This window comes from Streptomyces meridianus, assembly GCF_023703325.1.
Taxonomy (GTDB): Bacteria; Actinomycetota; Actinomycetes; order Streptomycetales; family Streptomycetaceae; genus Streptomyces; species Streptomyces meridianus.
Genome location: NZ_JAMQGM010000037.1, coordinates 189,069 through 215,246 on the forward strand (window position 1 = coordinate 189,069; position 26,178 = coordinate 215,246).

The 26,178-nt window shown below is 73.0% G+C and carries 24 protein-coding genes, 1 tRNA gene and 1 riboswitch; of the genes, 18 read left to right on the forward strand and 7 right to left on the reverse strand.

The features are described from left to right. Window positions 1-23 precede the first annotated feature (23 nt). From M1E25_RS17690 to M1E25_RS17700, 3 genes are all read left to right on the forward strand, one after another. A complete protein-coding gene (locus tag M1E25_RS17690; RefSeq protein ID WP_251416633.1) occupies window positions 24-1,007 on the forward strand; it encodes a nucleoside triphosphate pyrophosphohydrolase in 984 nt (327 codons plus the stop codon). Between the two features lie 28 nt (window positions 1,008-1,035). After that, window positions 1,036-1,455 (forward strand): DUF6479 family protein, encoded by a 420-nt coding sequence (locus tag M1E25_RS17695; RefSeq protein WP_251416635.1) that lies wholly within the window; start codon window positions 1,036-1,038, stop codon window positions 1,453-1,455. 122 nt (window positions 1,456-1,577) lie between these two features. Then, window positions 1,578-2,249 (forward strand): lysoplasmalogenase, encoded by a 672-nt coding sequence (locus M1E25_RS17700; RefSeq protein WP_251416638.1) that lies wholly within the window; start codon window positions 1,578-1,580, stop codon window positions 2,247-2,249. Between the two features lie 88 nt (window positions 2,250-2,337). On the opposite strand, the gene M1E25_RS17705 is transcribed toward M1E25_RS17700, so the two are convergent. Continuing rightward, window positions 2,338-3,762: a sensor histidine kinase gene (locus M1E25_RS17705; protein WP_251416641.1), complete on the reverse strand. Its 1,425-nt coding sequence runs from the start codon at window positions 3,760-3,762 to the stop codon at window positions 2,338-2,340. After that, complete coding sequence (locus M1E25_RS17710) at window positions 3,759-4,496, reverse strand: response regulator transcription factor (protein WP_285830873.1); 738 nt, start codon at window positions 4,494-4,496, stop codon at window positions 3,759-3,761. Before M1E25_RS17710 ends, M1E25_RS17705 begins: the two co-directional genes overlap by 4 nt. Window positions 4,497-4,647: 151 nt before the next feature. Here M1E25_RS17710 and M1E25_RS17715 point away from each other — a divergent pair, with 151 nt between their 5' ends. The 10 genes from M1E25_RS17715 (at window position 4,648) to M1E25_RS17765 (ending at window position 14,655) form a co-directional block, all read left to right on the forward strand. After that, window positions 4,648-6,012, forward strand: coding sequence for a ferredoxin reductase family protein (locus tag M1E25_RS17715; RefSeq protein ID WP_251416644.1), 1,365 nt, complete (start codon window positions 4,648-4,650; stop codon window positions 6,010-6,012). 12 nt (window positions 6,013-6,024) lie between these two features. Beyond that, window positions 6,025-6,444 carry an FMN-binding protein gene (locus M1E25_RS17720; protein ID WP_251416647.1) on the forward strand — a complete coding sequence of 140 codons (420 nt, stop codon included), beginning with the start codon at window positions 6,025-6,027 and terminating at the stop codon, window positions 6,442-6,444. A 37-nt stretch (window positions 6,445-6,481) separates the two neighbouring features. Then, entirely contained in the window at window positions 6,482-7,204 is a 723-nt protein-coding gene (locus tag M1E25_RS17725; protein WP_251416814.1) for an FAD:protein FMN transferase, read from the forward strand. A gap of 120 nt (window positions 7,205-7,324) precedes the next feature. Then, the gene (locus M1E25_RS17730) at window positions 7,325-8,587 is read left to right on the forward strand and encodes a cytochrome P450 family protein (protein ID WP_251416649.1); all 1,263 of its coding nucleotides are present in this window, start codon (window positions 7,325-7,327) and stop codon (window positions 8,585-8,587) included. A gap of 119 nt (window positions 8,588-8,706) precedes the next feature. Beyond that, window positions 8,707-9,579, forward strand: a complete 873-nt coding sequence (locus M1E25_RS25675) for a LysM peptidoglycan-binding domain-containing protein (RefSeq protein WP_285830874.1) — start codon at window positions 8,707-8,709, stop codon at window positions 9,577-9,579. A 399-nt stretch (window positions 9,580-9,978) separates the two neighbouring features. Next, a riboswitch (cyclic di-AMP (ydaO/yuaA leader) is annotated at window positions 9,979-10,189 on the forward strand. A gap of 1 nt (window position 10,190) precedes the next feature. Then, window positions 10,191-10,829 (forward strand): LysM peptidoglycan-binding domain-containing protein, encoded by a 639-nt coding sequence (locus tag M1E25_RS17745; protein ID WP_251416651.1) that lies wholly within the window; start codon window positions 10,191-10,193, stop codon window positions 10,827-10,829. Window positions 10,830-11,097: 268 nt separating this feature from the next. Further along, window positions 11,098-12,378, forward strand: a complete 1,281-nt coding sequence (gene eno, locus M1E25_RS17750; RefSeq protein WP_251416653.1) for a phosphopyruvate hydratase — start codon at window positions 11,098-11,100, stop codon at window positions 12,376-12,378. A gap of 159 nt (window positions 12,379-12,537) precedes the next feature. Then, window positions 12,538-12,999, forward strand: coding sequence for an FtsB family cell division protein (locus M1E25_RS17755; RefSeq protein ID WP_372501008.1), 462 nt, complete (start codon window positions 12,538-12,540; stop codon window positions 12,997-12,999). A gap of 139 nt (window positions 13,000-13,138) precedes the next feature. Further along, window positions 13,139-13,672, forward strand: a complete 534-nt coding sequence (locus tag M1E25_RS17760) for a DUF501 domain-containing protein (protein WP_251416655.1) — start codon at window positions 13,139-13,141, stop codon at window positions 13,670-13,672. After that, the gene (locus M1E25_RS17765; RefSeq protein WP_251416657.1) at window positions 13,669-14,655 is read left to right on the forward strand and encodes a Ppx/GppA phosphatase family protein; all 987 of its coding nucleotides are present in this window, start codon (window positions 13,669-13,671) and stop codon (window positions 14,653-14,655) included. The genes M1E25_RS17760 and M1E25_RS17765 overlap by 4 nt, the downstream gene beginning before the upstream one ends. Before the next feature lie 261 nt (window positions 14,656-14,916). On the opposite strand, the gene M1E25_RS17770 is transcribed toward M1E25_RS17765, so the two are convergent. Further along, window positions 14,917-15,753: a hypothetical protein gene (locus M1E25_RS17770; protein ID WP_251416659.1), complete on the reverse strand. Its 837-nt coding sequence runs from the start codon at window positions 15,751-15,753 to the stop codon at window positions 14,917-14,919. A 482-nt stretch (window positions 15,754-16,235) separates the two neighbouring features. On the opposite strand from M1E25_RS17770, the gene M1E25_RS17775 reads away from it, so the two are divergent. The 4 genes from M1E25_RS17775 to M1E25_RS17790 all read left to right on the forward strand — a co-directional run bounded on the left by M1E25_RS17775 (window position 16,236) and on the right by M1E25_RS17790 (window position 20,623). Further along, window positions 16,236-17,621, forward strand: coding sequence for an NAD(P)/FAD-dependent oxidoreductase (locus tag M1E25_RS17775; protein ID WP_251416661.1), 1,386 nt, complete (start codon window positions 16,236-16,238; stop codon window positions 17,619-17,621). A 224-nt stretch (window positions 17,622-17,845) separates the two neighbouring features. Continuing rightward, complete coding sequence (locus M1E25_RS17780; RefSeq protein WP_251416664.1) at window positions 17,846-19,156, forward strand: class I SAM-dependent methyltransferase; 1,311 nt, start codon at window positions 17,846-17,848, stop codon at window positions 19,154-19,156. Window positions 19,157-19,537: 381 nt separating this feature from the next. Beyond that, window positions 19,538-19,619, forward strand: a tRNA-Leu gene (locus tag M1E25_RS17785). Between the two features lie 164 nt (window positions 19,620-19,783). After that, on the forward strand, window positions 19,784-20,623 hold the full coding sequence (locus M1E25_RS17790; RefSeq protein ID WP_251416665.1) for a Bax inhibitor-1/YccA family protein: 840 nt from the start codon (window positions 19,784-19,786) through the stop codon (window positions 20,621-20,623). A 100-nt stretch (window positions 20,624-20,723) separates the two neighbouring features. Here the strand turns inward: M1E25_RS17790 and M1E25_RS17795 are convergent, their stop codons facing one another. The 3 genes from M1E25_RS17795 to M1E25_RS17805 form a co-directional block, all read right to left on the reverse strand. Further along, window positions 20,724-20,954 (reverse strand): DUF4287 domain-containing protein, encoded by a 231-nt coding sequence (locus M1E25_RS17795; protein WP_251416667.1) that lies wholly within the window; start codon window positions 20,952-20,954, stop codon window positions 20,724-20,726. A 186-nt stretch (window positions 20,955-21,140) separates the two neighbouring features. After that, entirely contained in the window at window positions 21,141-23,204 is a 2,064-nt protein-coding gene (locus tag M1E25_RS17800) for a glycoside hydrolase family protein (RefSeq protein ID WP_251416669.1), read from the reverse strand. 126 nt (window positions 23,205-23,330) lie between these two features. Then, a complete protein-coding gene (locus tag M1E25_RS17805; RefSeq protein ID WP_251416671.1) occupies window positions 23,331-24,350 on the reverse strand; it encodes a LacI family DNA-binding transcriptional regulator in 1,020 nt (339 codons plus the stop codon). A gap of 236 nt (window positions 24,351-24,586) precedes the next feature. Here M1E25_RS17805 and M1E25_RS17810 point away from each other — a divergent pair, with 236 nt between their 5' ends. Beyond that, complete coding sequence (locus M1E25_RS17810; RefSeq protein ID WP_285830904.1) at window positions 24,587-24,898, forward strand: hypothetical protein; 312 nt, start codon at window positions 24,587-24,589, stop codon at window positions 24,896-24,898. A gap of 36 nt (window positions 24,899-24,934) precedes the next feature. On the opposite strand, the gene M1E25_RS17815 is transcribed toward M1E25_RS17810, so the two are convergent. After that, window positions 24,935-25,846 (reverse strand): hypothetical protein, encoded by a 912-nt coding sequence (locus M1E25_RS17815; protein WP_251416675.1) that lies wholly within the window; start codon window positions 25,844-25,846, stop codon window positions 24,935-24,937. Window positions 25,847-26,178 lie beyond the last annotated feature (332 nt).

Consider the following 26,178-nt stretch of genomic DNA (forward strand, 5'->3'; position numbering starts at 1 on the left):
AACGCGTGGGTTACGTTCGAAGCGTGAACGCTGACGCCTCCGGCCGCATTGTCCTCCTGACCACCAGCCACCGGGTCGCGCCGGGACTTCTGTCCTGGCCGGCCTGGCAGGCCCTGCGCGGCGCGGACCGTGTGCTGTGCGCCGACCCCGCCCATCCGCAGCTGCCCTATCTGCGGGAGGCGGGGGTGCACGTCGAGGATGCGGTACCGGACGCGCGGGACCTGGTGGACGCCTGCACGGCCGCCGGGGAGTCGGGCGAGGGCCGGACGATCGTCGTCGTCGCCTCCGCCGACCGCGAGCCCCGGCTGACCGACGGTCTGGCCCGGCTCGCCGGTTCCGGCCGCGTCGCCATGCCCGCGCTGGAGCTCCTGCCCGCCTCGTACGACCTGCCGGGCGCGCGCCTGCTCGACCTCGTGCAGATCATGGACACCATCCGCCGGGCGTGCCCGTGGAGCAGCGTCCAGACCAACGAGAGCCTGGTGAAGTACGGGATCGAGGAGGCGTACGAGCTCGTCGAGGCCATCGAGTCCGGCGACCGGGAGGAACTGCGCGAGGAACTCGGCGACGTCCTGCTCCAGGTCGTCTTCCACGCCCGGATCGCGCAGGACGACCCGGACGAGCCGTTCTCGATCGACGACGTCGCCGGTTCCATCGTGGACAAGCTCATCCACCGCCACCCGCACGTCTTCGGCGAGGAGGCCGCCGAGACCGCCGAGGACGTCGAGAGTCACTGGCTGCGCACCAAAGCCGTCGAGAAACAGCGGGACTCGGTCACCGACGGCATTCCGCTCGGCCAGCCCGCGCTCGCCCTGGCCGCGAAACTGGCCTCCCGGGCGCGCAAGGCCGGGCTGGACGTCCCGGTCGACGAATCCGGCGACGACGTCGGTGTCCGGCTGCTGGGCCTCGCCGTCCGGGCGGAGGCGGAGGGCACCGACCCCGAGACGGCGCTGCGCCGGGCTGCACGGGAGTACCGGGACGCCGTTCGTACGGCGGAACGCGACGCGTGACGACCACAGGCCGGGGTACCCGTCGATCATGCTGGAACTGAGTTCGGCACTGGCCGCCAACCGTGACCTGCTGGTGGGCATCGGCCCCTTTGTGGTCGGCATCGCCGTGGTGGCGCTGCTGATCGCGGCGTTCGCCTTCGGCCGTCGGCAGCGTGCCCGCGAGCCCCGCGCCCCCCGCCACCCCGGAGGCCGTTCCGGTGCCTGGGAGACGCCTGAGGAGCGGGAGGACGACAACTGGCCGGAGAACCACGGCCCCGGCCATCAGGAGGACCGGCGCACGCCGATCGTCGAGGAGCACGAGCAGCACGCCCCGCAGGCGATGCCGCAGGACGGCATCCGCCGGACCCCGCACCACCTGCTCGACCCCGACACCTCGAAAACGCAGGAGACGGAGCAGAACGACCGGCGGCCTTCGGAATCGGGCGAAGGGCCGCACACCGCCGGCTGACTCGCGGCCGGGCCACCGGCCGGCGGGCCGGACGCGTCGACCTGCCCGTTGCCCGACGCGTTGCCCGACGTCTCAACCGGCGCTGTTGACCGGATGTCAGCAACGGCGGAACACTGCCGGTCATGGCGACCAGCGAGCGCGGCCGGGGCCCGCTCGTGGCGTTCGGGGCGCTGTCGGCCGCCGACCTTTTCGCCACCGCCCGTACGCCGCGCGGCGCGGGCCGGGTCGGCAAGCCGCTGCTGATGCCCGCCCTGGCGGCGCACGTCATGCGGCAGCGGCGGGTCGGCGAACGGTTGCCCGGGACGCTCGTCGCGGGCCTGGCGTGCGCCGCCGCCGGGGACACCGCCCTGCTCCTGGACGAGCACGAGCCCGCCTTCCTGCTGGGCATGGCCGCGTTCCTGGGCACCCAGGTCAGCTACACCGCCGGTTTCACCGGCCTGGGCGCGCTGCGCGGGATCGCCCGCAGGCCCTGGCCCGCGGTGGGGTGCCTGGCGGGCTGGGCGGTGGCGAACGCCGTCCTCGGGCCCTCGCTGGAGCCCCGGCTGCGGGCGCCCGTCGCCGGCTACAGCCTCGCCCTGGTGACGATGGCCGCCACGGCGCTGGGCGTCGGCGGCAAGGTGGCGGCCGGTGCGGTGTCGTTCGTCGCCTCGGACCTGCTGATCGGGCTCAAGGCCGCCGGGCGCCGGGTGCCCTCCCAGGAGGTGCTGATCATGGCGGGCTACCTGTTCGGACAGTATCTGATCACCAGCGGCTGGCTGGAGGAGCTGGACCGGCGGGCGGCCGGCCCGGCCTGATCCCGCGGGCATCCCGGCGGCCGCCTGCCCGACCGGGCCGGCACCGGCCCGGAGCATCGACGGTCCCGCGCCGGCGTCGTCCCGGGGCTCACGCGGGCAGTGTCACCGTGAACGCCGTGTGCCCGGGCCGGCTGTCCACCGCAACCGTGCCGCCGTGCGCGCTCACCACGGCCTGCACGATGGCCAGCCCGAGCCCGGTGCTGCCCGCGGCGCGGGACCGCCCGGCGTCGGCTCGTACGAAACGCCCGAAGACCTCGGCCCGCACGTCCTCCGGGATGCCGGGGCCGTTGTCGCTCACCGTCAGCCGTACCCGCCCGTCCTCCTCCTCGAGCCGGACCGTCACCTCGGTGCCCGCCGGGGTGTGCGAGCGGGCGTTGGCAAGGAGGTTGCCGACGACCTGCTGGAGCCGGTGGGCGTCGCCGCGCACCGTCACCGGCTCCGCGGCGAGGTCGAGCAGCCAGCGGTGACCGGGCCCCGCCGCCCGGGCGTCGTCGGCGGCATCGAGGACCAACCGGGTGAGGTCCACCGGATCGCGCTCCAGCGGGCGGCCGGCATCGAGCCTGGCCAGCAGCAGCAGATCGTCCACCAGGCGGCTCATGCGTTCCGACTCGGCCTGAATGCGCTCCAGGTTGCGGCGGACGTCATCGGGAAGGGGGCCGTGGTGGCGCAGGGCCAGCTCGGCGTGCCCGCGGACGTTGGCGACGGGGGTGCGCAGCTCGTGGCTGGCGTCCGCGGCGAAGTGCCGCAGCCGCTCCTCGCTCGCCTGCCGCCGCTCCAGCGCGTTGCCGACGTGGCCCAGCATGCGGTTCAGCGCCGTCGCGAGCCGGCCGGTCTCGGTGCGCGGATCACCCACCGGGACCGGGGCCGGCATCGCCACCTCACCACTGGCGAGCGGCAGTTCTGCCACGTCCGTCGCCGTCGCGGTCACCCGGCGCAGCGGGCGCAGCGACAGCCGTACCCACAGGGCGCCCGCGAGACCGGTGGCCGCGAGGGCCACGCCGAACACCACGGCCTCCACGATCTCGAGCCGGTGCACGGTCTCCTCCACCGGACCCAGCGGCTGACCCGTGATCAGGGTGTCGCCCTCGTCCCCGGTCTCGGCCACCACCCGATAGGCGCCCAGCCGGGAGAGCCGGATACTGTGCCCGCCGCCGTCGGCCGGGACCCGCGCGAGCGTGCGGCGGTCGCTCGCGGTGAGCGGAAGGTCCTGAACGGATTCGTCCTCGACGACCGCGGCCCGGGTGGTCCGGCCGTGCAGAAGCCGCGCCGCGAAGGTGTGCTCAGCCTGCCCGCGGGTGTCCGGGGCGTTGTCGGCGTCGGGACGCCGCTCGTCCTCCAGGCTGGTGGCGAAGCGCCCGTCGGAGGCGACGATCTGCTGATCCAGGCGCTGGACCAGGAAGCCCTCGAGCGCGATGACGGTCGTGACGCCGACGGCCAGGCAGGCGGCGGCGAGCAGGGCCACCAGCCCCGCAGTGAGCTGGCCGCGCAGGGTGTGCGGGCCGGGACGCCTCATGCCGGCCCCGGCTTCAGGACGTAGCCGACCCCGCGCACGGTGTGGATCATCGGCGGCCGTCCGGCGTCGATCTTCTTGCGCAGGTAGCTGATGTAGAGCTCGACGACGTGGGCACGGCCGCCGAAGTCGTACGACCAGACCCGATCGAGGATCTGCCCCTTGGACAGCACCCGCCGCGGGTTGCGCATCAGGTAGCGCAACAGCTCGAACTCGGTCCGGGACAGCTCCACCACCGTCCCGGCCCGGCTGACCTCGCGTGCCTCCTCGTCCATCACCAGGTCGCCCACGACCAGCCGGTCGTCGCCCCCCGGTTCCCGCGCCATCCCGGCCCGCCGCAGCAGGCCGCGCAGCCGTGCCAGCACCTCCTCCAGACTGAACGGCTTGGTGACGTAGTCGTCGCCGCCCGCCGTGATCCCCGCGATCCGGTCCTCCACCGCGTCCCGCGCGGTCAGGAACAGCACGCACACGTGCTCCAGTTCGCCGCGCAGGTCCCGCAGCACCTGCAGGCCGTCCGTGTCCGGCAGCATCCAGTCGAGGACCACCGCGTCGGGCCGGAAGCGGCGGCCCTCGGCGACCGCCGAGGTCCCGTCGGCCGCGGTGCGCACGTCCCAGCCCTCGTCGGCCAGGGCGGCCGAGAGCACCTCGGTCAGGTCGGGTTCGTCGTCGACGACCAGGACTCGGACGGGGGCGCCGTCGCTGCGGCGCAGGTGCGGGGCCGGGCTGTGGTTCTCCATGGTCACTCCAGCATCCCCCGGCGACGGCGGGGACGGGGCCGCGGCAGCCTCTGAGTTTCCTGAGAATCCGGCCGGAACGTCCCCGCTCAGAGGGTTCTCAGAGAATGCGTTGCCACGCTGGCGGCTCCTGACCCCCCCTGGAGGTGGAGCCATGGCGATCCGCACCGACGAGGCCGGGTCCGCCCTGGCCGAGGGCCCGCGTCCGGGGCCGCGCGTCACGGTGCCGCCGTCGCTGGTGCAGGCCGTGATCGCGGCCGGGGGCGCGGGCGTGCTCGCGCTGTGGTGGACCGGCACGTCCTCGGTCGTGGGTGCGGCCGGCTGGCTCACCGGAGCCGGGCGCATCACCGGCCTGCTCGCGGGTTACGCGTGCGCGGTGCTGCTATTGCTGATGGCCCGGACACCGCTGCTCGACCACAGCGTCGGCACGGACCGGCTGGCCCGCTGGCACGCGGCGGCCGGCCGCTGGACGATTTCCCTGGTGGCCGCGCACACCCTCCTGATCATCTGGGGGTACTCCCTCACGCAGCACCGGGGGCCGCTCGCGCAGACCGGGGACCTCGTCCTGCACTACCCCGACATGCTGAAAGCCACCGCGGCCTTCCTGATCCTGATCGCCACCGGTGTCCTCTCGGCGCGCGCCGCGCGCCGCCGGATGCGCTACGAGACCTGGTACCACCTGCACCTCGCCACCTATCTGGCGGTCTTCCTGGCCTTCGGGCACCAGCTCGCCGACGGGGCCGACTTCGTCGGCAACCGCGCCGCGCAGATCGCCTGGTACGCCCTCTACCTCGGGGTCGCGGCGCTGCTCCTGCGGTACCGCCTGCTCGTGCCGGTCCGCCGGATCCGCCGCCACCGCATGCGGGTGACCGGGGTGACCCGGGAGGCGCCGGGCATCGTCTCCGTGCACGTCACCGGCGATCACCTGGACGAGCTGCGCGCCGAGCCGGGCCAGTTCTTCCGCTGGCGCTTCCTCGCGCCCGGGCTGCGGTGGAGTGCGAACCCGTACTCCCTGTCCGCCCCGCCCGGCCCGCACGGGCTGCGGATCACGGTCAAGGCGGCCGGTACGCACAGCGCGGCGCTCGCCCGCCTGGAGCCGGGCACCCGGGTGTGGGCCGAGGGACCGTACGGCTCGTTCACCGCCCGGCGGCGGCGCACGGACAAGGTGCTGCTGCTCGCCGGAGGGGTCGGCATCACACCGCTGCGTGCCCTGTTCGAGACGCTGCCGGGCGAGGTCGCACTGATCTACCGGGCGCGCCGGGCGGAGGACCTGGCCCTGCGGGGCGAACTCGACGCCATCGCCGCGGCGCGCGGCGCGCCGGTTCGGTACGTCGTCGACGAGCCGGCCGTGCACCACTCGCCGCTGACCGCCCGCGCCCTCCGCCGGATGGTGCCGGACCTTGCGGAGCGGGACGTCTACCTGTGCGGGCCGCCCGGGATGACGCACGCCGCCGTGCGGGCTCTGAGGGCCGCCGGTGTGCCCCGCCGCCGCATCCACCACGAGTCGTTCGCCCTCTGAAGGAGTCCGCCCGTGCGCCGAGCCGTTCTCGCCACCGCCTCGACCAGCGCCCTGGTCGTCTCCCTGTTGCTGCTGAAGCCGCACCAGAGCGGAGCTCCGCAGACGCCGTCGCCGTCGCCGAGGGGGAACGGCACCCCGGCGGCGCCTGCGCACCGCACCGGGACGTTCGCCGGCGACCCGGTGGACACCCGGTACGGGACGGTGCGGGTGGCGGCAGTCGTCAACCAGGGGCGCCTCACCGCCGTCAAGGTCCTCGAGACGCCCTCGGCCAACGGGCGGGACCGGCAGATCGCCGCCGACGCGGTGCCCCGCCTGACGCGCGAGGCGCTCGCCGCCCAGAGCGCGCACATCGACGCCGTTTCCGGCGCCAGTTACACCAGCGAGGGGTACGTCCGGTCCCTGCAGAGCGCACTGGACCGGGCCGGTGCCTGAGCGCACGGTGCACGGGCTGCGCCACGTCGAGCACGTGATGGGCACGGTCTTCTCCTTCGACGTGCGGGGCCCGGACATTCCCGCGCTCCGCAGGGCGCTCGACGACGCGGTGACCCTGCTGCACCGGGTCGACGAGGTGTTCTCGACCTATCGCCCGGACAGCGCCGTCAGCCGCCTGGGCCGGGGCGAGACCGTGCTCGAGGAGTGCCCCTCGGAGGTCGCCCTGGTGCTGGGGCTGTGCGAGGAGGCCGGACGGGTGAGCGGCGGCTGGTTCAGCCACACCCCGGGCGGCACGCTCGACCCCTCGGGTCTGGTCAAGGGCTGGGCGATCGAGGCCGCCGCGCGACTGCTGCGGGAGGCGGGCGCGTCCGGCAGTTGCGTCAACGGCGGCGGCGATCTCCAGCTCTGCGGGGAGGCATCCGCGGGGGCCCCGTGGCGGATCGGCGTCGCCGACCCGCTGCGCCGCGGCCTGCTGGCCGCCGTGGTGTCCGGCCGGGACCTGGCCGTGGCGACCACCGGCACCGCGGAGCGCGGCCTCCACGTCCTCGATCCGCGTACGGGCCGGCCGGTGGCGCCGCTGGCCTCGGCCACCGTGACCGGTCCCGGCGCGGGTCTCACAGACGCCTACGCGACCGCGGCGTTCGCGATGGGCGGGGCCGCCCTCGACTGGGTGGCCTCCCTCGACGGCTACGAGGCTCTCCTCATCGGCCGGGACGGCCGGACCGCCTGCACCCCGGGTTTTCCGCGCTCCGGCTCCTGAGCGCGGCCGGGCCGCGACGTGTACCGGGCCCCGAGCACGCTCCTGCGGTACCCGGCACCCCGGACGATCCCCGGGGTGCGCCGGGCGGGCCCGGCGCACCGTGTCGAGTACCGTCGAGGCGTGCCCGACCAGAACGCCGCCTGCCCCGTCACCGGACCGTCGCCGACCCTCTTCACCTGGGAGTTCGCGACCGACCCCTACCCGGCGTACGCCTGGCTGCGGAAGAACGCTCCGGTGCACTGGACCGAGCTGCCCAGCGGCGTGCACGCCTGGCTGGTCACCCGGTACGCCGACGCGCGCCAGGCGCTGGCCGACCCCCGGCTCTCCAAGAACCCGGCCCAGCACAGCGAGTCGGCGCACGCCAAGGGAAAGGTGGGCATTCCCGGAGAGCGCAGCGCCGACCTCATGACGCACCTGCTGAACATCGACCCGCCGGACCACACGCGCCTGCGGCGACTGGTCTCCAAGGCGTTCACCCCGCGCCGCGTCGCCGAGTTCGCGCCCCGCGTCCAGCAGTTGGCCGACGAGCTGGTCGATGCGATCGTCGCCGACGGCACCGGCAGCGCCGACCTCATTCACGAACTCGCCTTCCCCCTGCCCATCTACGCCATCTGCGACCTGCTCGGCGTACCCCCGGAGGACCAGGACGACTTCCGTGACTGGGCGGGCATGATGATTCGGCACGGCGGCGGACCGCGCGGCGGAGTGGCCCGCTCGGTCAAGAAGATGCGCGCCTACCTCGCCGAACTCATCCACCGCAAACGGGCCGAACCGGGCGACGACCTCATCTCCGGCCTCATCCGGGCGAGCGACCACGGCGAGCACCTCACCGAGGGCGAGGCGGCGGCGATGGCGTTCATCCTGCTGTTCGCCGGCTTCGAGACGACCGTCAACCTCATCGGCAACGGGACCCTCGCGCTCCTGCGCCATCCGGACCAGCGGCAACGTTTCGAGGAGGCCGTGGCGGCGGACGACAACCGGCTGATGACCACGGCCGTGGAGGAACTGCTGCGCTACGACGGCCCGGTCGAGCTCGCCACCTGGCGGTTCGCCGCCGAACCCCTGGAGATCGGTGGCGAACGCATCGGCCGCGGCGAGCCGGTGCTGGTCGTCCTTGCCGCCGCGGACCGGGACCCCCAGCGCTTCCCCGACCCGGACCGGCTCGACGTCACCCGCCGCGACAACCAGCACCTCGGCTACGGGCACGGCATCCACTACTGCCTGGGCGCCCCGCTCGCCCGACTGGAGGCGCAGACGGCGCTGGCGACCCTGCTGCGCCGCCTTTCCGGCTTGCGGCTTGCGGTGGATCCTGACGATTTGCGCTGGCGGGGCGGGCTCATCATGCGCGGACTGCGGAAGCTGCCGGTCGAGTTCGACGTCTGACGAATGTGACGGGGTGTCAACAGCGTGACCTCGGCGTGATCCCCGGTACACCGCCTTGTGACGGCCGGGAACGCCGACTACGGTCTACCCGGCACCGCACCGTCGAAAGGCACCTCTCCATGCGCAACGGCAACGGCAGACACCGTCGGCCCCGTCAGGCCCCGGCCATCTTCGTGACCGCCGGAGTGACCGGCGCGGGGATCGCGATGCCGCTGCTGGGCGCGGGTGGCGCACACGCCGCGGATGCCGGCACCTGGGACCGGGTCGCCCAGTGCGAGACCGGCGGGTCCTGGAGCGAGAACGCCGGCAACGGCTTCTACGGCGGACTGCAGATGACGCAGGAGGCGTGGGAGCAGTTCGGGGGGCGTACCTACGCGCCGCGCCCCGACCTCGCCAGCCGTTCGCAGCAGATCGCGATCGCCGAGAAGGTGCTCGCGGGCCAGGGGATGGATGCCTGGTCCCGGTGCGGCGCACGCGCCGGCCTGGCCGGGGACGACTCCGACGCCGAGGTGGACCCGGGCCTGATCGATCTCGACCTCGATCTGGGCGACGCCCTGGGGGACCCGTCAGCCGGGGACGGCGGCTCCGGCTCGGCGGACCGGGAGCGTTCGGATTCCGGCAGTGGCCCGGACAGCGCGGAGTCCGGGAAGGCCGGTGGCGCGGACGCCGGCGCCGCGGACGGTGAGGAGGCCCGGAGCGGCGGGACTTCCGGGCCCGAGGCTCCGGCTTCGTCGGGGCGCCATCGCGGTGACCCCGCACCCGAGGAGGCCGGTGACGGCGCCGTACCGGACGGCCGCACCTCCCGCGACCACACCCGTGGCACGGGCGGGGACTACACGGTGAAGGCCGGCGACAGCCTGTCCGCCGTCGCCGCCGCGCACGACCTGAACGGCGGCTGGACCGCCCTGTACGAGGCCAACCGGGACCGTCTCGGCCCGGACCCGGACCTCATCCACCCCGGCGAGCACCTGGACTTCGACGGGCTGCGCTGACCGAACCGCACTCCGCCCTCCCCCGGGCCCGGCTCCGGCCGGGCCCGGGGGAGTCGTCGTCGTGCGGTGCCCGCGGGCGACGGCTGCGGGGATTCACCCGTGCGGAGGGGTGATCAGGTCGGGCCCGTTCCGGACGGTGTGCGCACTGCCGTGTCCGGAACCTCATCTCACGTGCGGGGACCGCACGTTGATGGCCACATGCCCCATTCGTTCCTCGGTGAGACAAGCATCTCACCCGCCCAACGCCCGGGCACCGCCTGCCGGATGGCCGTTCCCGGCCCGACCAGCGACGATGGTTGTTCCGCAGCGTCCGTGCCCCGCTCGGGGTCGTGATGTCCCGCTTTGATGCCGGGCCTTTCGTGTGCTTACGGTCTGAACCGCTCGCCATCGCGGGCACCGTCGATCATCACGCCGAATCCTGCCGGTGATCGGGGGGGAACCCGACGCGTCAAGCGCCGTAGGCAGGAGCGGGGGACCCAAGGTAAGCGCCGGGACGGCCTGTTCGGCAGGCCGTTCGGCTAGGGGTGAAGCGGGGTGCGTCAGCATCCGGCCGGGCTACTCCCTGCCCGAACCCGACAGCTCACCTCGTAGGCGTCGGTTGAGGAGTCATCATGCTGTTCTCCGGCAAGGGCACGCACCGCGCCCCGTCGAAGGCCGTCCGTCTCGCCACGCTCGCCGGTGTCGCCGGCAGCGCGCTCGCCGTCCCGTTCGTCGGCGCCACCTCCGCCTCCGCGGCCTCGGTGTCGACCTGGGAGAAGGTGGCCGAGTGCGAGTCCAGCGGCAACTGGTCCATCAACACCGGCAACGGCTACTACGGCGGCCTGCAGTTCTCGCAGTCCAGCTGGTCCGCCGCGGGCGGCACCCAGTACGCGGCTCGCGCCGACCTGGCCACCAAGTCGGAGCAGATAGCCACGGCCGAGAAGCTGCTCGACATGCAGGGCCCGGGCGCCTGGTCCTGCGCCGGCCAGGCCGGTCTGACGGCCGGCGGCCCGACGGCGGACGTCGACACCGACCGTGGTTCCGCCGGACGTGCCGACCGTACGGACCGCGCCGACCGTCCGGCCGCCAAGCCCGCATCCAAGATCAAGAAGGGTGACGGCGACTACAAGGTCAAGTCCGGTGACACGCTCGGCAGGATCGCGAAGGCCGAGGACGTCGAGGGCGGCTGGAAGAAGCTCTTCGAGCTGAACAAGGACATCGTCGAGAAGGCCGACCTGATCTTCCCGGGACAGCGGCTCCACCTGAGCTGACCTCGGCCGGCTCCGGCCGGTAGCAGGCCGCAGGCCCCGGCAGTCCCGCCATCCCCCTCGGCGGCACCCTGCCGGGGCCTGCTCGGCTGTTCCGCCCGCCTCTCGGGCCGTATGCCGTTGTTGTCAGCATGTGTGGAGCTTTCGGGCATATGGCCGTCTCGTCGAGCGGGCGCGGGCCGGACGCCTCGGCCGGTCCGGTTAGGCTCATCCGCAGAGGCGGCCCTCGGAGCCGTCCCGAAGCAAGCGTCACACCCAGAAGGAGATGCTCGTGCCGTCCATCGACGTCGTCGTAGCCCGGGAAATCCTCGACTCACGAGGCAACCCCACCGTCGAGGTCGAGGTCGGCCTCGACGACGGCAGCACCGGTCGTGCCGCCGTTCCGTCCGGCGCCTCCACCGGTGCCTTCGAGGCCCTCGAACTGCGTGACGGCGACAAGGGCCGTTACGGAGGCAAGGGCGTCGAGAAGGCCGTCCTCGCCGTGATCGAGCAGATCGGCCCGGAGCTCGTCGGGTACGACGCCACCGAGCAGCGGCTGATCGACCAGGCGATGTTCGACCTGGACGCCACCCCGGACAAGTCGTCGCTCGGCGCGAACGCCATCCTCGGCGTCTCGCTGGCCGTCGCGCACGCCGCATCCGAGGCGTCCGACCTGCCGCTGTTCCGCTACCTCGGCGGCCCCAACGCGCACCAGCTGCCGGTGCCGATGATGAACATCCTCAACGGCGGCTCGCACGCCGACTCCAACGTGGACATCCAGGAGTTCATGATCGCGCCCATCGGCGCCGAGTCGTTCTCCGAGGGCCTGCGCTGGGGCGCCGAGGTCTACCACACGCTCAAGGGCGTGCTGAAGGAGCGCGGCCTGTCCACCGGTCTCGGCGACGAGGGCGGTTTCGCGCCGAACCTCGACTCCAACCGCGAGGCCCTCGACCTCATCGTCGAGGCGATCGAGAAGGCCGGCTACGCCCCCGGCCAGGACATCGCGCTCGCTCTCGACGTGGCCGCCAGCGAGTTCCACAACGACGGTGGCTACACCTTCGAGGGCAAGTCCCGCACCGCCTCCGAGATGACCGACTACTATGCCGAGATCGTCGAGGCGTACCCGCTCGTGTCCCTCGAGGACCCGCTGAACGAGGACGACTGGGAGGGCTGGAAGACCCTGACCGCCCGGCTCGGCGACAAGGTCCAGATCGTCGGCGACGACCTTTTCGTCACCAACCCCGAGCGCCTCGCCCGGGGCATCGAGGAGAACGCGGCCAACGCCCTGCTGGTCAAGGTCAATCAGATCGGCTCGCTCACCGAGACCCTGGACGCCGTCGAGCTGGCCCAGCGCAACGGCTTCAAGTGCATGATGTCGCACCGCTCCGGTGAGACCGAGGACGTCACCATCGCCGACCTGGCCGTCGCCACCAACTGCGGCCAGATCAAGACCGGCGCTCCGGCCCGCTCCGAGCGCGTCGCCAAGTACAACCAGCTGCTGCGCATCGAGGAGATCCTCGACGATGCCGCGGTGTACGCCGGCCGCAGCGCCTTCCCCCGCTTCAAGGGCTGACGACATCCCGAGGCGGGCGCTGCACGGCCCGGCGCACCGTCCGGCCGCCGCGCGTGACACCGCCGCGGTGAGCGGAACGGCGCAAACGCCACGTCCCCGGCCACGGTCCCGTACCGTGACCGGGGACGTAGTGATGTCCGATGCCGTACGGGAGGCGATGTGGCCGCGGACCGGGACCGGTTCTCCACCGCGACCAGGCTGATGCTGGGCGAGCAGGCCGCCGCCCGGGTCTACCGGGCCGGCCCGGCGGCCCGCCGCTCCAAGCTCACCGGCCGGGCGGCGCTGCTCGCCCTGGTCGTGTGCTCGCTCGTCGTCGCGCTCGCCTACCCGACCCGGCTCTGGATCTCCCAGCGCGCAGAGATCGCCGACCAGCAGCGGCAGGCCCAGGAGGCGCGGGAACGCGTGGAGCGGCTGCGCGACCTCAAGGCGCGATGGCAGGACCCGGCGTATGTCGAGCGGCAGGCCCGCGAGCACCTGCACTACGTTCGACCCGGCGAGACCGGCTACACCGTCGCCGACGGCGACGAGGGCGAGCCCCGTCGCGGCCCGGCCGGCGAGAGCCCCGACCAGCCCTGGTACGGCAGGCTGTGGGACGGGCTGGACACCGCCGACGCTTCCTAGGAGCGCACCCGAAGATCTCTCCCGGGCCCCGGAGCCGGGCCAGGACCTTCACCTCGCTCCTGCGGCCGCCGGGAGATGATGGGACGGCCCCGCCGGGGCCGCATCCGAACCGACCACCGACGAAGAGACCCACGCAGGCATGGACACGCCCCCTCCCAAGACCGATCCCACCCCGCCGACGGAAGCCGACATCCGGGCCATCGGTGACCAGCTGAGCCGCGTGCCGCGTGGCCTGCGCACCATTGCGCACCGCTGTCCCTGCGGACAGCCGGACGTGGTCGAGACCGCGCCGCGGCTCGAGGACGGCACCCCGTTCCCCACTCTCTATTACCTGACCTGTCCGCGGGCCGCCTCTGCCATCGGCACACTGGAGGCGAACGGGGTCATGAAGGAGATGACGGCCCGCCTCGCGGAGGACCCGGAGCTGGCCGCCGCCTACCGGGCCGCCCACGAGGACTACATCCGGCGCCGGGACGCGATCGAGGTGCTGGAGGGGTTCCCCAGCGCCGGCGGCATGCCGGACCGGGTGAAGTGCCTGCACGTCCTCGTCGGCCACGCACTGGCCGCCGGCCCCGGGGTCAACCCGCTGGGCGACGAGGCGATCGCCATGCTCCCCGAGTGGTGGCGCAAGGGCCCGTGCGTCGGCTGCCCCTCCACGGAGGGCGACCGATGACCCGGGTCGCCGCCGTCGACTGCGGTACCAACTCGATCCGGCTGCTCGTCGCGGACGTGGACCGGGAGACGGGTGAGCTCGTGGAGCTCGACCGGAGGATGAAGATCGTCCGGCTGGGCCAGGGCGTGGACCGGACCGGCCGGCTCGCGCCCGAGGCGCTCGAGCGCACCTTCGCCGCCTGCCGCGAGTACGCCGAGGTGATCCGGGAGCTCGGGGCGGGCGCGGTGCGCTTCGTGGCCACCTCGGCCTCGCGCGACGCCTCGAACCGGGACGACTTCGTGCGCGGGGTGACCGGCATCCTCGGGGTCGAGCCCGAAGTGATCACCGGCGACCAGGAGGCGGCGTTCTCCTTCGCCGGGGCGACCCAGGAGCTGGGCGGACCGGACGCCGGTGCGAAGCCGCCGTCCCACCCGGAGAAGCCGTACCTGGTCGTCGACATCGGGGGCGGCTCGACCGAGTTCGTCCTTGGCGACGACCAGGTGCGCGCGGCGCGGTCCGTCGACATCGGATGCGTCCGGCTGACGGAACGTCATCTGACCGTCTCCGGCCAGGTCTCCGACCGGCCGGCGCCCGGTGCGGTCACCGCTGTGAAGGCGGACATCGAGGCCGCCCTGGACGAGGTGGAGAAGACCGTTCCGCTGCGCCCGGGCAGTGAGGGCGGTGCGCGGACGCTCGTCGGGCTGGCCGGTTCGGTCACGACCGTGGCGGGTATCGCGCTGGGGCTGGAGGCCTACGACTCCGCTGCGATCCACCATGCGCGGGTCTCCGTGGCCGACGTCCGGGAGATCACCGGCAGGCTGCTGTCGTCCACACATGACGAGCGTGCGGCCATCCCCGTGATGCACCCGGGGCGGGTGGACGTCATCGCGGCCGGTGCGCTGGTGCTGCTGGCGATCATGGAGCGGACGGGGGTGCCGGAGGTCGTGGTCAGCGAGCACGACATTCTCGACGGCATCGCCTGGAGTTGCGCGCCCGCCGAGTGACTTTTGTGCGCGAGCCTCGACGGCACAGCCTGGAGCCCTTGCCGGCTGCCGTCACCGCTCGTCCTCGTCAACGGTGCGGTCGATGTCGCGCGCCAGCCTGCGCGTGATCACCACGTCCCGACGGTCCGCTCCTCCGGTAGCGGCGGGCCGGTGGCCGGGTCGGCTGTCCGACGGGGCCGCCGGGCGGGAGCGCAGGTGGTCGGCCCGCACGGTGGACGAGGCGTCGATGACCGGGCCGCCGGCTTCGCCTCCCGCGGACCTTCAAGGCGGATGCCCGTCGGACTCGCCGCCCTCCCGCCTGCGCCTCGGGCGGCGAGGCGCGGTGTCGTCGTCCCTGCCCCTCGCCATGCGCTCCCGGGTCCGCCCGGCGGAACCGGCCCTGCCCGCCGACTTCTTCGCCGCCCGGGCGGACTTGCCGCGGGTCTTCCCGCCGAGCCCGCCGGCGGCCTCTGCGGTCCGCGCGGCGCCGTCGACCGCCCCCCCGGCCCCTTCCGCCGCCTTCCCGGCTCGGCCGCCGACCTCCTCGGCCACGGCTTCTCCGGCTCCGCGCCCGACGCCTTCTACGGCTTCTCCGGCGTGCTCGCCGACGTCCTCCACGGCTTCTCCGGCTCCGCGCCCGACGTCCTCGACGGCTTCCCCGGCACCTCTGCCGAGCTCGCCGACGGCTCGACCCGCGTCGCTCGCCAGATCCTCGGCGCCCGCGCCGAGTCCCGAGGTGATCTGCTCCAGGATCTGCGGGTTGCGGTCGATCGTCGTCAGCACCCTTCCGACGACGGCCACGACCTGGTCCAGTCGCACCTTGAGCAGCGCCTGCGCCTCCACGCCCTTGATGTCAAGGTGCACGCTGCCCAGCGACACGTCCGCTCCGACGCTGAGCTTGAGCAGGTCGAGCACCTCGGCCCGCAACGACACCCGGGCCCGGAGGTCTTCGACGTCCAGGGTGATCTCGTCGACGCTGAGCTGCGGTACGTCGAGAAGGACGTCCGGATCCGCGGACCGCTCGCCGACCGGTTCGCCGGTGCCGTCGTCGTACGCGTCGGGCTCGGCGTCCGGGTCGTCCGCGTCGTACAGCTCCCTGCTGTTCCCGTCCTCGACCATGCTGTGCCTCCTGGAGGCGACCGACGCATGTCCCTGCCTGCGCATTTCACGATAGGGCGACCTCGGGACGGTTGCTTTGTGGCGAGGGGGCCGCGGGGTGCCCGAGCCGGTTCCGGCAGGCCCGGGAGCCCTCTTCGGACCGCCGCCGCGACGAACTTCGTGAAACTCTTCACATGAAAAAGTGCGCTTGTGGGCGCGGGATCCGGCCGTAAGGACGGTGTAAGCGGGTCGTGGTGGGGCCGTGCACCGGAATCCGTGCCTCCGTCGGGTCCGGGCACCGCCCGGATCGCAGGCAAGTGGTCTACTCATGGGTAGCCGGACATGGCCAGTTCAAGAGGGGTTCCAACGCTGATCCGGCAGTCGTGGTTCCCGCTCTGCGGCATGACCTCGGTCACGGGGCGGCGGAGTGTAGCAGAGGGTGGGAAGGGGCTTGTGAAGGGGCTCACGAGCGACCCCTCCGAGGGTGCTGGATACTCGATGCCATGAGCACCACGGAGCGTCCACGGATCCTCGTAGTAGGCGGCGGTTACGTCGGCCTGTACGCGGCGCGTCGCATTCTGAAGAAGATGCGCTACGGCGAGGCGACTGTCACAGTCGTCGACCCGCGCTCGTACATGACGTACCAGCCCTTCCTCCCCGAAGCAGCTGCCGGCAGCATCTCGCCGCGCCACGTCGTGGTCCCGCTGCGCCGTGTGCTCCCCAAGGCGGAGGTCCTCACAGGCCGCGTCTCCACCATCGACCAGGACCGCAAGGTCGCCACGATCGCCCCCCTGGTCGGCGAGGCGTACGAACTGCCCTTCGACTATCTGGTGGTCGCGCTCGGCGCCGTCTCCCGTACCTTCCCGATCCCCGGCCTCGCCGAGAACGGCATCGGCATGAAGGGCGTCGAGGAGGCCATCGGCCTGCGCAACCACGTGCTCGAGCAGCTGGACAAGGCCGACTCGACCACCGATGAGGACGTCCGCCGCAAGGCCCTCACCTTCGTCTTCGTCGGCGGCGGCTTCGCAGGTGCGGAGACCATCGGCGAGGTCGAGGACATGGCCCGCGACGCGGCCAAGTACTACCCCAACGTCAGGCGCGAGGACATGCGCTTCGTCCTGGTCGACGCCGCGGACAAGATCCTTCCCGAGGTCGGCCCCGAGCTCGGCAAGTGGGGCCTGGAGCACCTTCAGAACCGCGGTGTCGAGGTCTACCTCAGCACCTCCATGGATTCCTGCATCGACGGCCACGTCGTACTGAAGAACGGCCTCGAGGTCGACTCCAACACCATCGTGTGGACCGCGGGCGTCAAGCCCAACCCGGCGCTGGCCCGCTTCGGCCTGCCGCTCGGCCCGCGCGGCCACGTCGACACCGCTCCCACCCTCCAGGTGCAGGGCACGGACTACATCTGGGCCGCCGGCGACAACGCCCAGATCCCCGACCTCGCCGCCGGCGACGGCAAGTGGTGCCCGCCGAACGCGCAGCACGCCCTGCGCCAGGCCAGGGTGCTCGGCGACAACGTCATCTCCGGCCTCCGGGGCTTCCCGCAGCAGGAGTACAAGCACGCCAACAAGGGCGCCGTGGCCGGGCTGGGCCTCCACAAGGGCGTCGCCATGCTGGTGTTCGGCAAGGTGAAGGTCAAGATCAAGGGCCGCCTCGCCTGGTACTTCCACCGCGGCTACCACGGCCTGGCCGTACCGACCTGGAACCGCAAGATCCGGGTCTTCGCCGACTGGACGCTGGCGATGTTCCTCAAGCGCGAGGTCGTCTCCCTCGGCGCGATGGAGAACCCGCGCGAGGAGTTCTACGAGGCCGCCCGCCCCGTCTCCGACGCCGCCGCGGCCGAGACCGTGACCGCTTCGCAGGGAGAGAAGGCCAAGGCCTCCTGACCCCAGCAGCTCCGCCGAAGGGCGCCCGCCATCCGTGGTGCGGGCGCCCTTCTGCATGTCCGGCCGGCCGCGGTCCAAAACCGCCCCCCGAACGGGGGTCCGTACCCGGCGGGCGGGTGGAATTGGACGGCCTTCGGGGGCGAACGGGAAGTTCCGGGGCCGGTGTTGACGTTTCCTGTTTGACGGACGGGATCGCCACATCTGTCGTCTCGGAGGTACAGGACATGACCGGTGCCGCGCCGCGGCTCGCAGCTATCGCCGAAACACTTCTCGACGCCCCACTGCCGGTGCGCCTGCGCGCCTGGGACGGCAGCGAAGCCGGGCCGCCCGGCGCGCCCGTCCTCGTCGTCGGAGACCGTCAGGCCCTGCGCCGGCTGCTCTGGCGGCCCGGGGAGCTCGGGCTGGCCCGCGGCTGGGTCGCCGGCGAGATCGACATCCCCGGCGACCTCTACGAGGTGCTGGACCGGATCGGCGGACTGCTCTGGGAGCGCAGCTCCGGCACCCGCACGGGGCGCAGCGCCGTCGCCCGGATCGCCTCGCTGCGCGATCCCCGCATGCGCGGCGCACTGCGTGAACTGGTCTCCCTCGCCGGGCCCGGCCTGCCGCCGCCCCCGCCCGTCGAGGAGGTGCGCCACCGGCACGGTGCCCTGCACACCCTCCGGCGCGACCGGGCCTCCGTCAGCCACCACTACGACGTCGGCAACGACTTCTACGCCCTCGTCCTGGGCCCCTCCCTGGTCTACTCGTGCGCCTACTGGGAGGACGGGACCACCCTCGAGGAGGCGCAGCGCGCCAAGCTCGACCTGGTCTGCCGCAAGCTCGGGCTCCGGGACGGCGACCGGCTGCTCGACGTCGGCTGCGGCTGGGGGTCGATGGTGATCCACGCCGCCCGGGAGTACGGCGTGGAGGCGGTCGGCATCACCCTCTCGTCCCAGCAGGCCGCCCTGGCCCGCAAGCGGGTCGCCGAGGCCGGCCTCTCCGGCCGGGTGGACATCCGCGTCCAGGACTACCGGTCGGTCGCCGACGGGCCGTACGACGCGATCTCCTCGATCGGCATGGCCGAGCACGTCGGCACCGACCGCTACCGCGACTACGCCGCCGCGCTGCACCGCCTCGTGAAACCCGGCGGGCGGCTGCTCAACCATCAGATCGCGCGACGCCCCGAGCCCGACGAGGACGCCTACACCGTCGACGAGTTCATCGACGGCTACGTCTTCCCGGACGGCGAGCTCGCCCCCCTGGGCCGTACGGTGGGGCTGCTCGAGGACGCCGGATTCGAGGTGCGCGACGTGGAGGCGATCCGCGAGCACTACGGGCGCACCCTGCGCGGCTGGGTCGCCAACCTCGAACAGCACTGGGACGCGGCCGTCCGGCTCACGTCCCCCGGGCGGGCCCGGGTCTGGCGGCTCTACATGGCGGCCTCGGCGCTCGCCTTCGAACGCAACCGGATCGGCGTCAACCAGGTCCTTGCCGTGCGTACCCCGGAAGCGGGGGACTCCGGAGTGCCGCTGCGCACGCGTGCCTGGCTGAGCTGAGGATTTACGGCCTCCGCCCCTCGCGGGTCCGGCCGTGCCGCTTTCTTGCCCGGGCCGGCGTGCCGTGGGGGACCGGGGAGGAGCCGGCGGGCCGCTGCGGGGGCGGGTGAGTTCGGCGTTCCGTCGATATTGCGTCATTCCCGGGGCGGGGAGCCGGCCGGCGTGGTCCGTACGGGAGGTGGCAAGCGCCGTGAAGCGTCATCTGACGGCCCCTCACGCATCGATAAAATCAGACAACCTCACTGTATGAGGCCTGAGTTGGGGACCTGAAGCCGGATAGGCTCGGACCGCGCCCCGGGGAGGACCGTACGCAGCGCGTGCGGTCAGGCATGCCTGCTCCCCGGCCCCCACGCGCAGTTCCGGGGGCTCGGTGCGGGGATCGCCCGGATGGTGGAATGCAGACACGGTGAGCTTAAACCTCACTGGCCTACGGGCCGTGCCGGTTCAAGTCCGGCTCCGGGCACACCTTCGGTCCCCCGGGCGCACCCTCGTCGCCGGGGTATCCGGCTCCGACCTCCTCGGGGCTCCCCGGGTTTCTCAAAAATCATCCCAGGGCACTAGAGTGCAATCTTTGCCTACCCATTACTCTTGAGCGAAGGTCGCACAGGGTGGCCATGGAGGAGTGAGATGAGGAGCAGCAACCCGGTCTTCTCGCGACGGGGATTCAGCCGTGACAGCGGCTACGCGGGCTTCAACGCCGCACCGCAGGCCGGGGGGCCCGTGGCGGCCCCGGGTGGCAACCCCTACGCCGGCGGCAACCCGTACGCCCAGACCACCGAGCCGTACGCACCCCCGGTAGGCCCGCCGCAGGCGGGCCGCATGACGATGGACGACGTCGTCATGCGCACCGGCATGACCCTCGGCACCGTCGTCGTCGGTGCGGCCGTCGCGTGGATCATGCAGCTCCCGCTGGGGCTCGCCATCGGCGCCGCGCTCGTCGCGATGGTGCTGGCCCTGGTCCAGTCGTTCAAGCGCAAGCCGTCGCCGGCGCTGATCCTCGCCTACGCGGCGTTCGAGGGCCTGTTCCTCGGGGCGCTGAGCGGACTGATCAACGCCAAGTTCGAAGGCGCCCCCATGCAGGCGGTCCTCGGCACGATGGCTGTCTTCGTCGGTGTGCTGATCGCCTACAAGACCCGGCTGATCCGGGTGAACCGTCGCTTCTACCGCTACGTGATGGGCGCCGCGATCGGTTTCCTCCTCCTGACCGCGGTGAACCTGCTGTTCGCGGCCTTCGGCGGCGGTGACGGCCTCGGCTTCCGCTCCGGCGGCCTGGGCATCCTCTTCGGTGTGATCGGTGTCATCCTCGGCGCCTGCTTCCTCGCCCTGGACTTCAAGATGGTCGAGGACGGCATCGCCTACGGCGCTCCGCGCGAGGAGTCCTGGATGGCCGCCTTCGGCCTCACCATGACCCTGGTGTGGATCTACCTCGAGCTGCTGCGCCTGATCTCGATCCTGCGCGGCGACTGACCGCGGTCGGCGAGCCGTAGCCTGGCTCTGTCCGCCACACATCCGAAGGGCCCGCGAGACGCGTCTCGCGGGCCCTTCGGATGTGGTGGGCGGGTCCGGCTCAGGCGAAGTGCCGGGCGGCCCGCCTCATGTCGTACTCGTGGATGATCGCCTTGGCGTGCCCGTAGGCGAGGTTGTGCTCGCCGCGCAGCCAGCTGACCTTCTCCTCGAAGCGGATGAGGGTGGGTCCTTGGTCGACCATGCGCAGCCAGTCGGAGATTTCACGGCCGGTGCACTCGGGGATTCGGGAGAGCATATTCCGGTGGGTCTCTTCGGAGAAGACTTGGGACATCGGCGCCTCCGGGCGGTTCCGACACGGGCCCTGACGCGGCCCGCGGGTGGTCCTTGACGCCACGGTGCCTGACACTCGGCCCGTTGGCAACAGTCCCGGGGAGGCGCACGGTCTCACGCGGGCTCCCGCCCCCGCTGCGGACGGCCGACGTGCCCCGGGCGCACCGGCCGTCCGTGACGCCTGAGGTCAGCGGGTGACCAGGGCGAACCCTCCCGGCGGCACCGTGATCCGCAGCTTCCGGCTGCTGTCGGTGCGGGCCGTCCGCTGCCGTCCCGAGGCGTCGTAGCAGCGGATGTCGGCCTCGCCGCCGCCGGGCACATCGATCTCGACGGTGCGGCCGGTGGCCGCGGCGCTGTGCAGCAGGGCTGCACCCGTGCCGTCCTGCCCGAGAACGATGCGGGACACCAGGGGCTGCAGCATGAGCGCGTCGATACGGCCGGTGCCGCCGGTGGTGCGGGCGGTCAGGGTGCCCGCCTGCGCCGGGAACGGCTTGTCCAGGGTGGTCGGCAGCAGGGCTCCCGGCGCCGGAGAGTCGCCCTGCGGGCCGACGGCCCCGTGGTCGAGCGTTCCGAGGGCGCTGCCCTCGCGGGTGAAGCGGGTGACGGCCTTGGAGCCCGGGGCGAGGTCCGCCACGACCCGCACCGAGCGCGGCTGGCCGGCCGCCGGGAGATTCCAGCGCAGGGACGAGCCGGGACCGGCCGCGGAGTACGCCCCGCCACTCCACTGGGACTCCCCGGTCCAGGCGCTCTCCGGCTTCACCGTCTCCGCCTCACCGGAGACCTCACCGGACTCGGCCTCGATCAGCTTCCGGCCGTCGCGCTCGACGACGTGGGAGGCGGCGCCCTGCGCGAGCTCCCTGAGCTCGGGTGCCGCGTCCAGGGCCTGCATCGTCAGCAGCCCGTGGATCGTGGACTCGGCTCCGGAGTTGCGGTTGATCCGGCCGTCGACATCGACCCCGTCGAAGGTGACACCGGTCCGGGGGTCGTACACGGGCGTCCCGGAGCGGTTCTGGCCGAAGAACCAGCCCGCGGCGAACCCGGCCAGACGGCGCAGGCCGGGCCGGTCCGCCGCCTCGGCGACGGAGAGCAGGTTCTGGACGCGCGAGTCTGCGCCGTAGGCGATCTGGGAGCGGTCCACGGGGGTGGGCAGCAGACCGTTGTCGGGGCCGGACGAGGTGAGCAGGTCCGGGGTGAACACGGCCGCGTCGCGCACCGCGCCGTCCAGCAGCCGCGGCTTGCCGAGCACGTCGGAGGCGCGGGCCAGCGCCGACGGCATCTGGGCGCCCCAGCCGTGCCAGACCGAGCGGGACTTCGCCCAGGGCATGGCGGCGCCGTACGGCCATTGCCCGGTGTCCGTGCCGCCGCTCATCGCAGCGATGCCCTCGGCCAGCCGGGAAGCGGCGCGCACGGCCGCGTCGCGGCTCGCGGAGTCGGGCGCCGCCTCCGCGTAGGCGGTCAGCCCGAGCACGGCCTCGGACGAGGCGTCGGCGCCGTCGGCGATGAGCCAGGCCGGGGTCTGCACCCCGTCGATGTCGAGGTAGTCGCCGTACTCGTCGAACGCGTCCCGGTCGAGCGCCTGCACCGCCAGGTCGAGCCGCTCCCGCAGGAACGCGGCGAATTCGGGATCGGCCTTCTCGTACGCGGCGTAGCCCTCGCCGAGCGCCCAGATGGTGCGGGCCAGCCAGTAGGAGTCGTCCGAGTCCGACGGGTCGGGCTCCTCCCGGGGCTTCGCACTCGGGTTGAGGGTGCCGTCGGGCTGCATCCACAGCACGACCTCGCCCGCGTTCGGGCCCGTGGCGGTCTGCATGTAGGTGAGGCCGCGCAGCATGCCGTACGCCTGGTCGCGGGCGTGCTCGTCACCGGTGGCCCGCCACTGGCGCAAGTTGACGACGGCCGCGCGGGATATGTCGTCGGCGTCGTAGGCGCCCTGCTCGTAGGTGTCGGTCGCCGGGTCGTACGCGCCGCCGCCCACGTTGCGGTAGCCGCCGTCGTCCTGGTGGTCGGCGTACACCCACAGCACCCCGATCCCGGGCTGCTCGTCCAGCCGGTAGGTGGTGTGACCCGGCTGGTCGGGCGGGGTGACGGTGGTGCTCAGCCGGTCCAGGTGGGCCAGGTTGGTGAGCGGGGCAGTGCCTGCGGCAGAGTCGGTGGCGGAGCCGGTGGCCGGGCCGGCGGCGGCCAGGGTGGCCGGCACCAGTGCGGCGCAGAGGCCGATCGCGGCGGCGAGCGCCGTCCATCGTCGTCGGGACATGCTTTCTCCAGAGGGTGCGGGCCGGGCCGAGGGGGATCGGCAGTCGGAAAACGGCTTTCCGGTGACGCTCGGTCGGGGGCGGCCGCCGTGGCTCGCACGGCGGTGATGCGGACGGTGGTGCGGTTCTCAGAGCGGCGGCGCGGTGGACCTCCTCAGCACCAGCTGCCCCGGGGGCAGTTCGACGTCGTCCGGGCGGTCGCCGGCGACCAGGCCGAGCAGCAGCCGGGCGGCGGTCCGCCCCCACTCGAGGGCGTCGGCCGTCACGGTCGTCAGCGCCGGGTGGACGTGCGCGGCGAGGGTCATGTCGTCGAAGCCGGTGACGGACAGGTCGTACGGCAGCCGCAGGCCGCGCTCGCTCGCCACGGACATGCCCGCCACCGCCATGAGGTCGTTGGCGTAGACGATCGCGGTCGGCCGTTCCGCCAGGTCGAGCAGGGTCCGGGTGGCGGCGGCGCCCGAGGCCGCGCTGAAGTCGGCCTCGACGCAGGCGCGGGCGTCGAGGCCGGCCTCGCTCATCGCCTCCTCCCAGGCAAGGCGCCGGCTCACGCCGTGCAACAGGCCGACAGGCCCGCCCACATGGGCGATGCGGGTGTGGCCCAGGGCGGCGAGGTGTTCGACGGCGGCCCGGATGCCCGGCCGGTCGTCGAGGCAGACGGCGGGGAACGGGGACGGCCCGCCGGGGCGGTTGAGCGTGACGGCCGGGATCCCGAGTTCGCCGAGCAGGGGGATGCGCGGGTCGTCGCGGCGCAGGTCGGCAACGAAAACACCGTCCACCCTGCGTTCGCCGGCAAGGCGGCGGTAGGCGGCCTCCTCCGTCTCCGCGTCCGGCACCACCTGCAGCACCAGGGACTGCTTCGTCCGCCACAGCACCGTCTCGACCCCGGCGATGAAGGAGGGGAAGAACGGGTCTGCGCCCAGCAGTTCGGGAGGCCGGGCCGCGACCAGGCCCAGGGCCAGCGCCTGACGGGTGGACAGCGAACGGGCCCGGGCGCTGGGCTGCCAGCCCAGCTCCGCGGCCGCCGCGAGGATGCGCCTGCGGGTCTGCTCGCCCACGCCGGGCTTGGCGTTGAGCGCGAACGAAACCGCCGCCGCGGAGACGCCGGCGCGGGCGGCGACATCGGCGATGGTGGGACGGAGTTCTGCCAACGTTCCGATCCGTGGTCGTCGCTCCGGCTCGGGTTGCGGAGCGAGGGTGGCGGCAGGGCGGCCGAATGCTGCTTAAGCGCTTAAGCTCGCGCCTTGGGGACCAGCCAAGCGTCCGGCACGGGAGGCGTCAACCCTTCGGAACGGTCCGATGCCCGGGAAGCCGGTGAAGTGGTGGCCGGTGCACGCATTGGCGACCGGCCCGAGCAGCCGCATAGGGTCGCGGGGTGCCTGACGTGATGCCCTTGGTGACCGCCGTGGACCAGCTCGCCGACCGGCTGCGCTCTCTCCCGCAGAGCCGGCTCCGGCAGGGAGCCGCAGCCCACGGCCTGGACCTGGCCCGAGAACTCTCCGCGCGTGCCCAGCGGTTGGAGTTCCCCGACCGCGAGCCCCGGAGCGTCCCGGACGAGGGGCTGTTCGTGGTCGCCGACCAGGTGGCCGTCACCGGCCGTGATCTCGCCGAGGCCATGCGGACGGCCTCCGCCCACGAGGTGGCGGAGGCCGTGAAGCTGGTCGAGGAGGCGGCCCGGCGCTGCGAGGGGACCGGCTGAACCGGGCGTCGCGCCCCGGGTGCCGGTGCAGCCCGATCAGACGGAGGCCACGACCCGGTCCGCGATGATGTAGACGTTCGAGTCGCCGTAGGCGAACGTCAGCGTGTAGGCGCCCGAGACCCCGGAACCCCCGAGGAGGACCGGCGCGTCACCGCGGCGAAGTGCGTCCCCGAGCTGCTCGGCGGTCGCCCGCTGGCCGGGAGTCATGCAGACCGTGGTGCCGTCGGCGAAGACGTAGACGTCCAGTGTGCCCAGCGGCCCGGGGCGGACGTCGGCGAGCGGCGTACCGGCCTCGGCCAGCTCCGTGAGCCGGGCGACCGTGCGCTCGTGGTCCGCGACGGCGGTGACGGGCCTGAAGTCCGGGTGCGAGGGGTGACGGCGCCTGGCCGCGGCCAGCTCCGGCGACTCGTCCGGTCCGTCGCCGGCAGGGGCCGCCGTGCCGTCCGGGAGTTCGGTGTCCGGCGCGTCGAGGACCGCTTCGTCCCGGTCGAGCGCCTCGTGGGGGAGGGGGTCGGCCCCGAGCAGGGGCTCGAGGCCGGCGAAGTCGGCCTGCCGCGGGACATAGATCGCGTCCACCGCGGCGTCGAAGTGCTCGTCGATCTCGTCGGGGGCGCTGTCGAACCCGGAGAGGCTGCCGAGGAGGGGCGGAGCGTCGGACGGGTCGCGGACCTCCTGCGCGGCCCAGAAGGCGCGGGCCTCGGCGAGTTCCCGCTCACGCTCGTCGGCGAGGGCCTCGGCGACGGCCGTGCGTATCTCGGTCAGAGTCTCGGTCCCGAGCTCCGTGCGCGCTGCGGGGACCCGTGCCGCTTCCGTGCCGCTGCGGGCGGCGAGCTCGGTACGCAGGGCGCGCAGCTCCTTGCGCAGCCCGTGAGCCGTGTACAGAGCGGCTGCGCCCACGGCTGTCGCGCCGGTCGCGGCAAGCAGCAGGGCAAGGGATTGAGCGCTCACTGACGTACTCCCGGTTCGTCGATCCCCCGAACTCCTACCTCAGCTTGGTCCGTCCCGAGCCCCCGCGTCAGTGCAAAACGTCACTTAACGTCCGGGACTTTGGGCCCGAGCAGCTTAGCGGCAGCGGGCTCGCCCCCGAAAAGAGGGCTCCCCCGGGACGGGCGTCCATCCTGGGGGAGCACACGCCGAACGGGAAGCCCTGTGGACCGTCCGGCCGGGCTCGGTCACGCAGTGCGGCCGGCCGTGCGGATGTTGTCGCCGCCTGTGCTGGGCTTCGCTTGCGCTGTGGGCGGGTGCCCGCTTCGTTCCTCGGCGGACCCCCACCCTCCGCT

Excerpts from the sequence above, each read along its gene's own strand:
- M1E25_RS17710 (WP_285830873.1), bottom strand. The coding sequence starts at position 4,496 with ATGGAGAACCACAGCCCGGCCCCGCACCTGCGCCGCAGCGACGGCGCC.
- M1E25_RS17700 (WP_251416638.1), top strand. The coding sequence starts at position 1,578 with ATGGCGACCAGCGAGCGCGGCCGGGGCCCGCTCGTGGCGTTCGGGGCG.
- M1E25_RS17800 (WP_251416669.1), bottom strand. The coding sequence starts at position 23,204 with ATGTCCCGACGACGATGGACGGCGCTCGCCGCCGCGATCGGCCTCTGC.
- M1E25_RS17705 (WP_251416641.1), bottom strand. The coding sequence starts at position 3,762 with ATGAGGCGTCCCGGCCCGCACACCCTGCGCGGCCAGCTCACTGCGGGG.
- M1E25_RS17760 (WP_251416655.1), top strand. The coding sequence starts at position 13,139 with ATGGACACGCCCCCTCCCAAGACCGATCCCACCCCGCCGACGGAAGCC.
- M1E25_RS17695 (WP_251416635.1), top strand. The coding sequence starts at position 1,036 with ATGCTGGAACTGAGTTCGGCACTGGCCGCCAACCGTGACCTGCTGGTG.
- M1E25_RS17745 (WP_251416651.1), top strand. The coding sequence starts at position 10,191 with ATGCTGTTCTCCGGCAAGGGCACGCACCGCGCCCCGTCGAAGGCCGTC.
- M1E25_RS17790 (WP_251416665.1), top strand. The coding sequence starts at position 19,784 with ATGAGGAGCAGCAACCCGGTCTTCTCGCGACGGGGATTCAGCCGTGAC.
- M1E25_RS17810 (WP_285830904.1), top strand. The coding sequence starts at position 24,587 with ATGCCCTTGGTGACCGCCGTGGACCAGCTCGCCGACCGGCTGCGCTCT.
- M1E25_RS17780 (WP_251416664.1), top strand. The coding sequence starts at position 17,846 with ATGACCGGTGCCGCGCCGCGGCTCGCAGCTATCGCCGAAACACTTCTC.
- M1E25_RS17770 (WP_251416659.1), bottom strand. The coding sequence starts at position 15,753 with ATGGTCGAGGACGGGAACAGCAGGGAGCTGTACGACGCGGACGACCCG.
- M1E25_RS17775 (WP_251416661.1), top strand. The coding sequence starts at position 16,236 with ATGAGCACCACGGAGCGTCCACGGATCCTCGTAGTAGGCGGCGGTTAC.
- M1E25_RS17725 (WP_251416814.1), top strand. The coding sequence starts at position 6,482 with ATGGGCACGGTCTTCTCCTTCGACGTGCGGGGCCCGGACATTCCCGCG.
- M1E25_RS17715 (WP_251416644.1), top strand. The coding sequence starts at position 4,648 with ATGGCGATCCGCACCGACGAGGCCGGGTCCGCCCTGGCCGAGGGCCCG.
- M1E25_RS17795 (WP_251416667.1), bottom strand. The coding sequence starts at position 20,954 with ATGTCCCAAGTCTTCTCCGAAGAGACCCACCGGAATATGCTCTCCCGA.
- M1E25_RS17765 (WP_251416657.1), top strand. The coding sequence starts at position 13,669 with ATGACCCGGGTCGCCGCCGTCGACTGCGGTACCAACTCGATCCGGCTG.
- M1E25_RS25675 (WP_285830874.1), top strand. The coding sequence starts at position 8,707 with ATGCGCAACGGCAACGGCAGACACCGTCGGCCCCGTCAGGCCCCGGCC.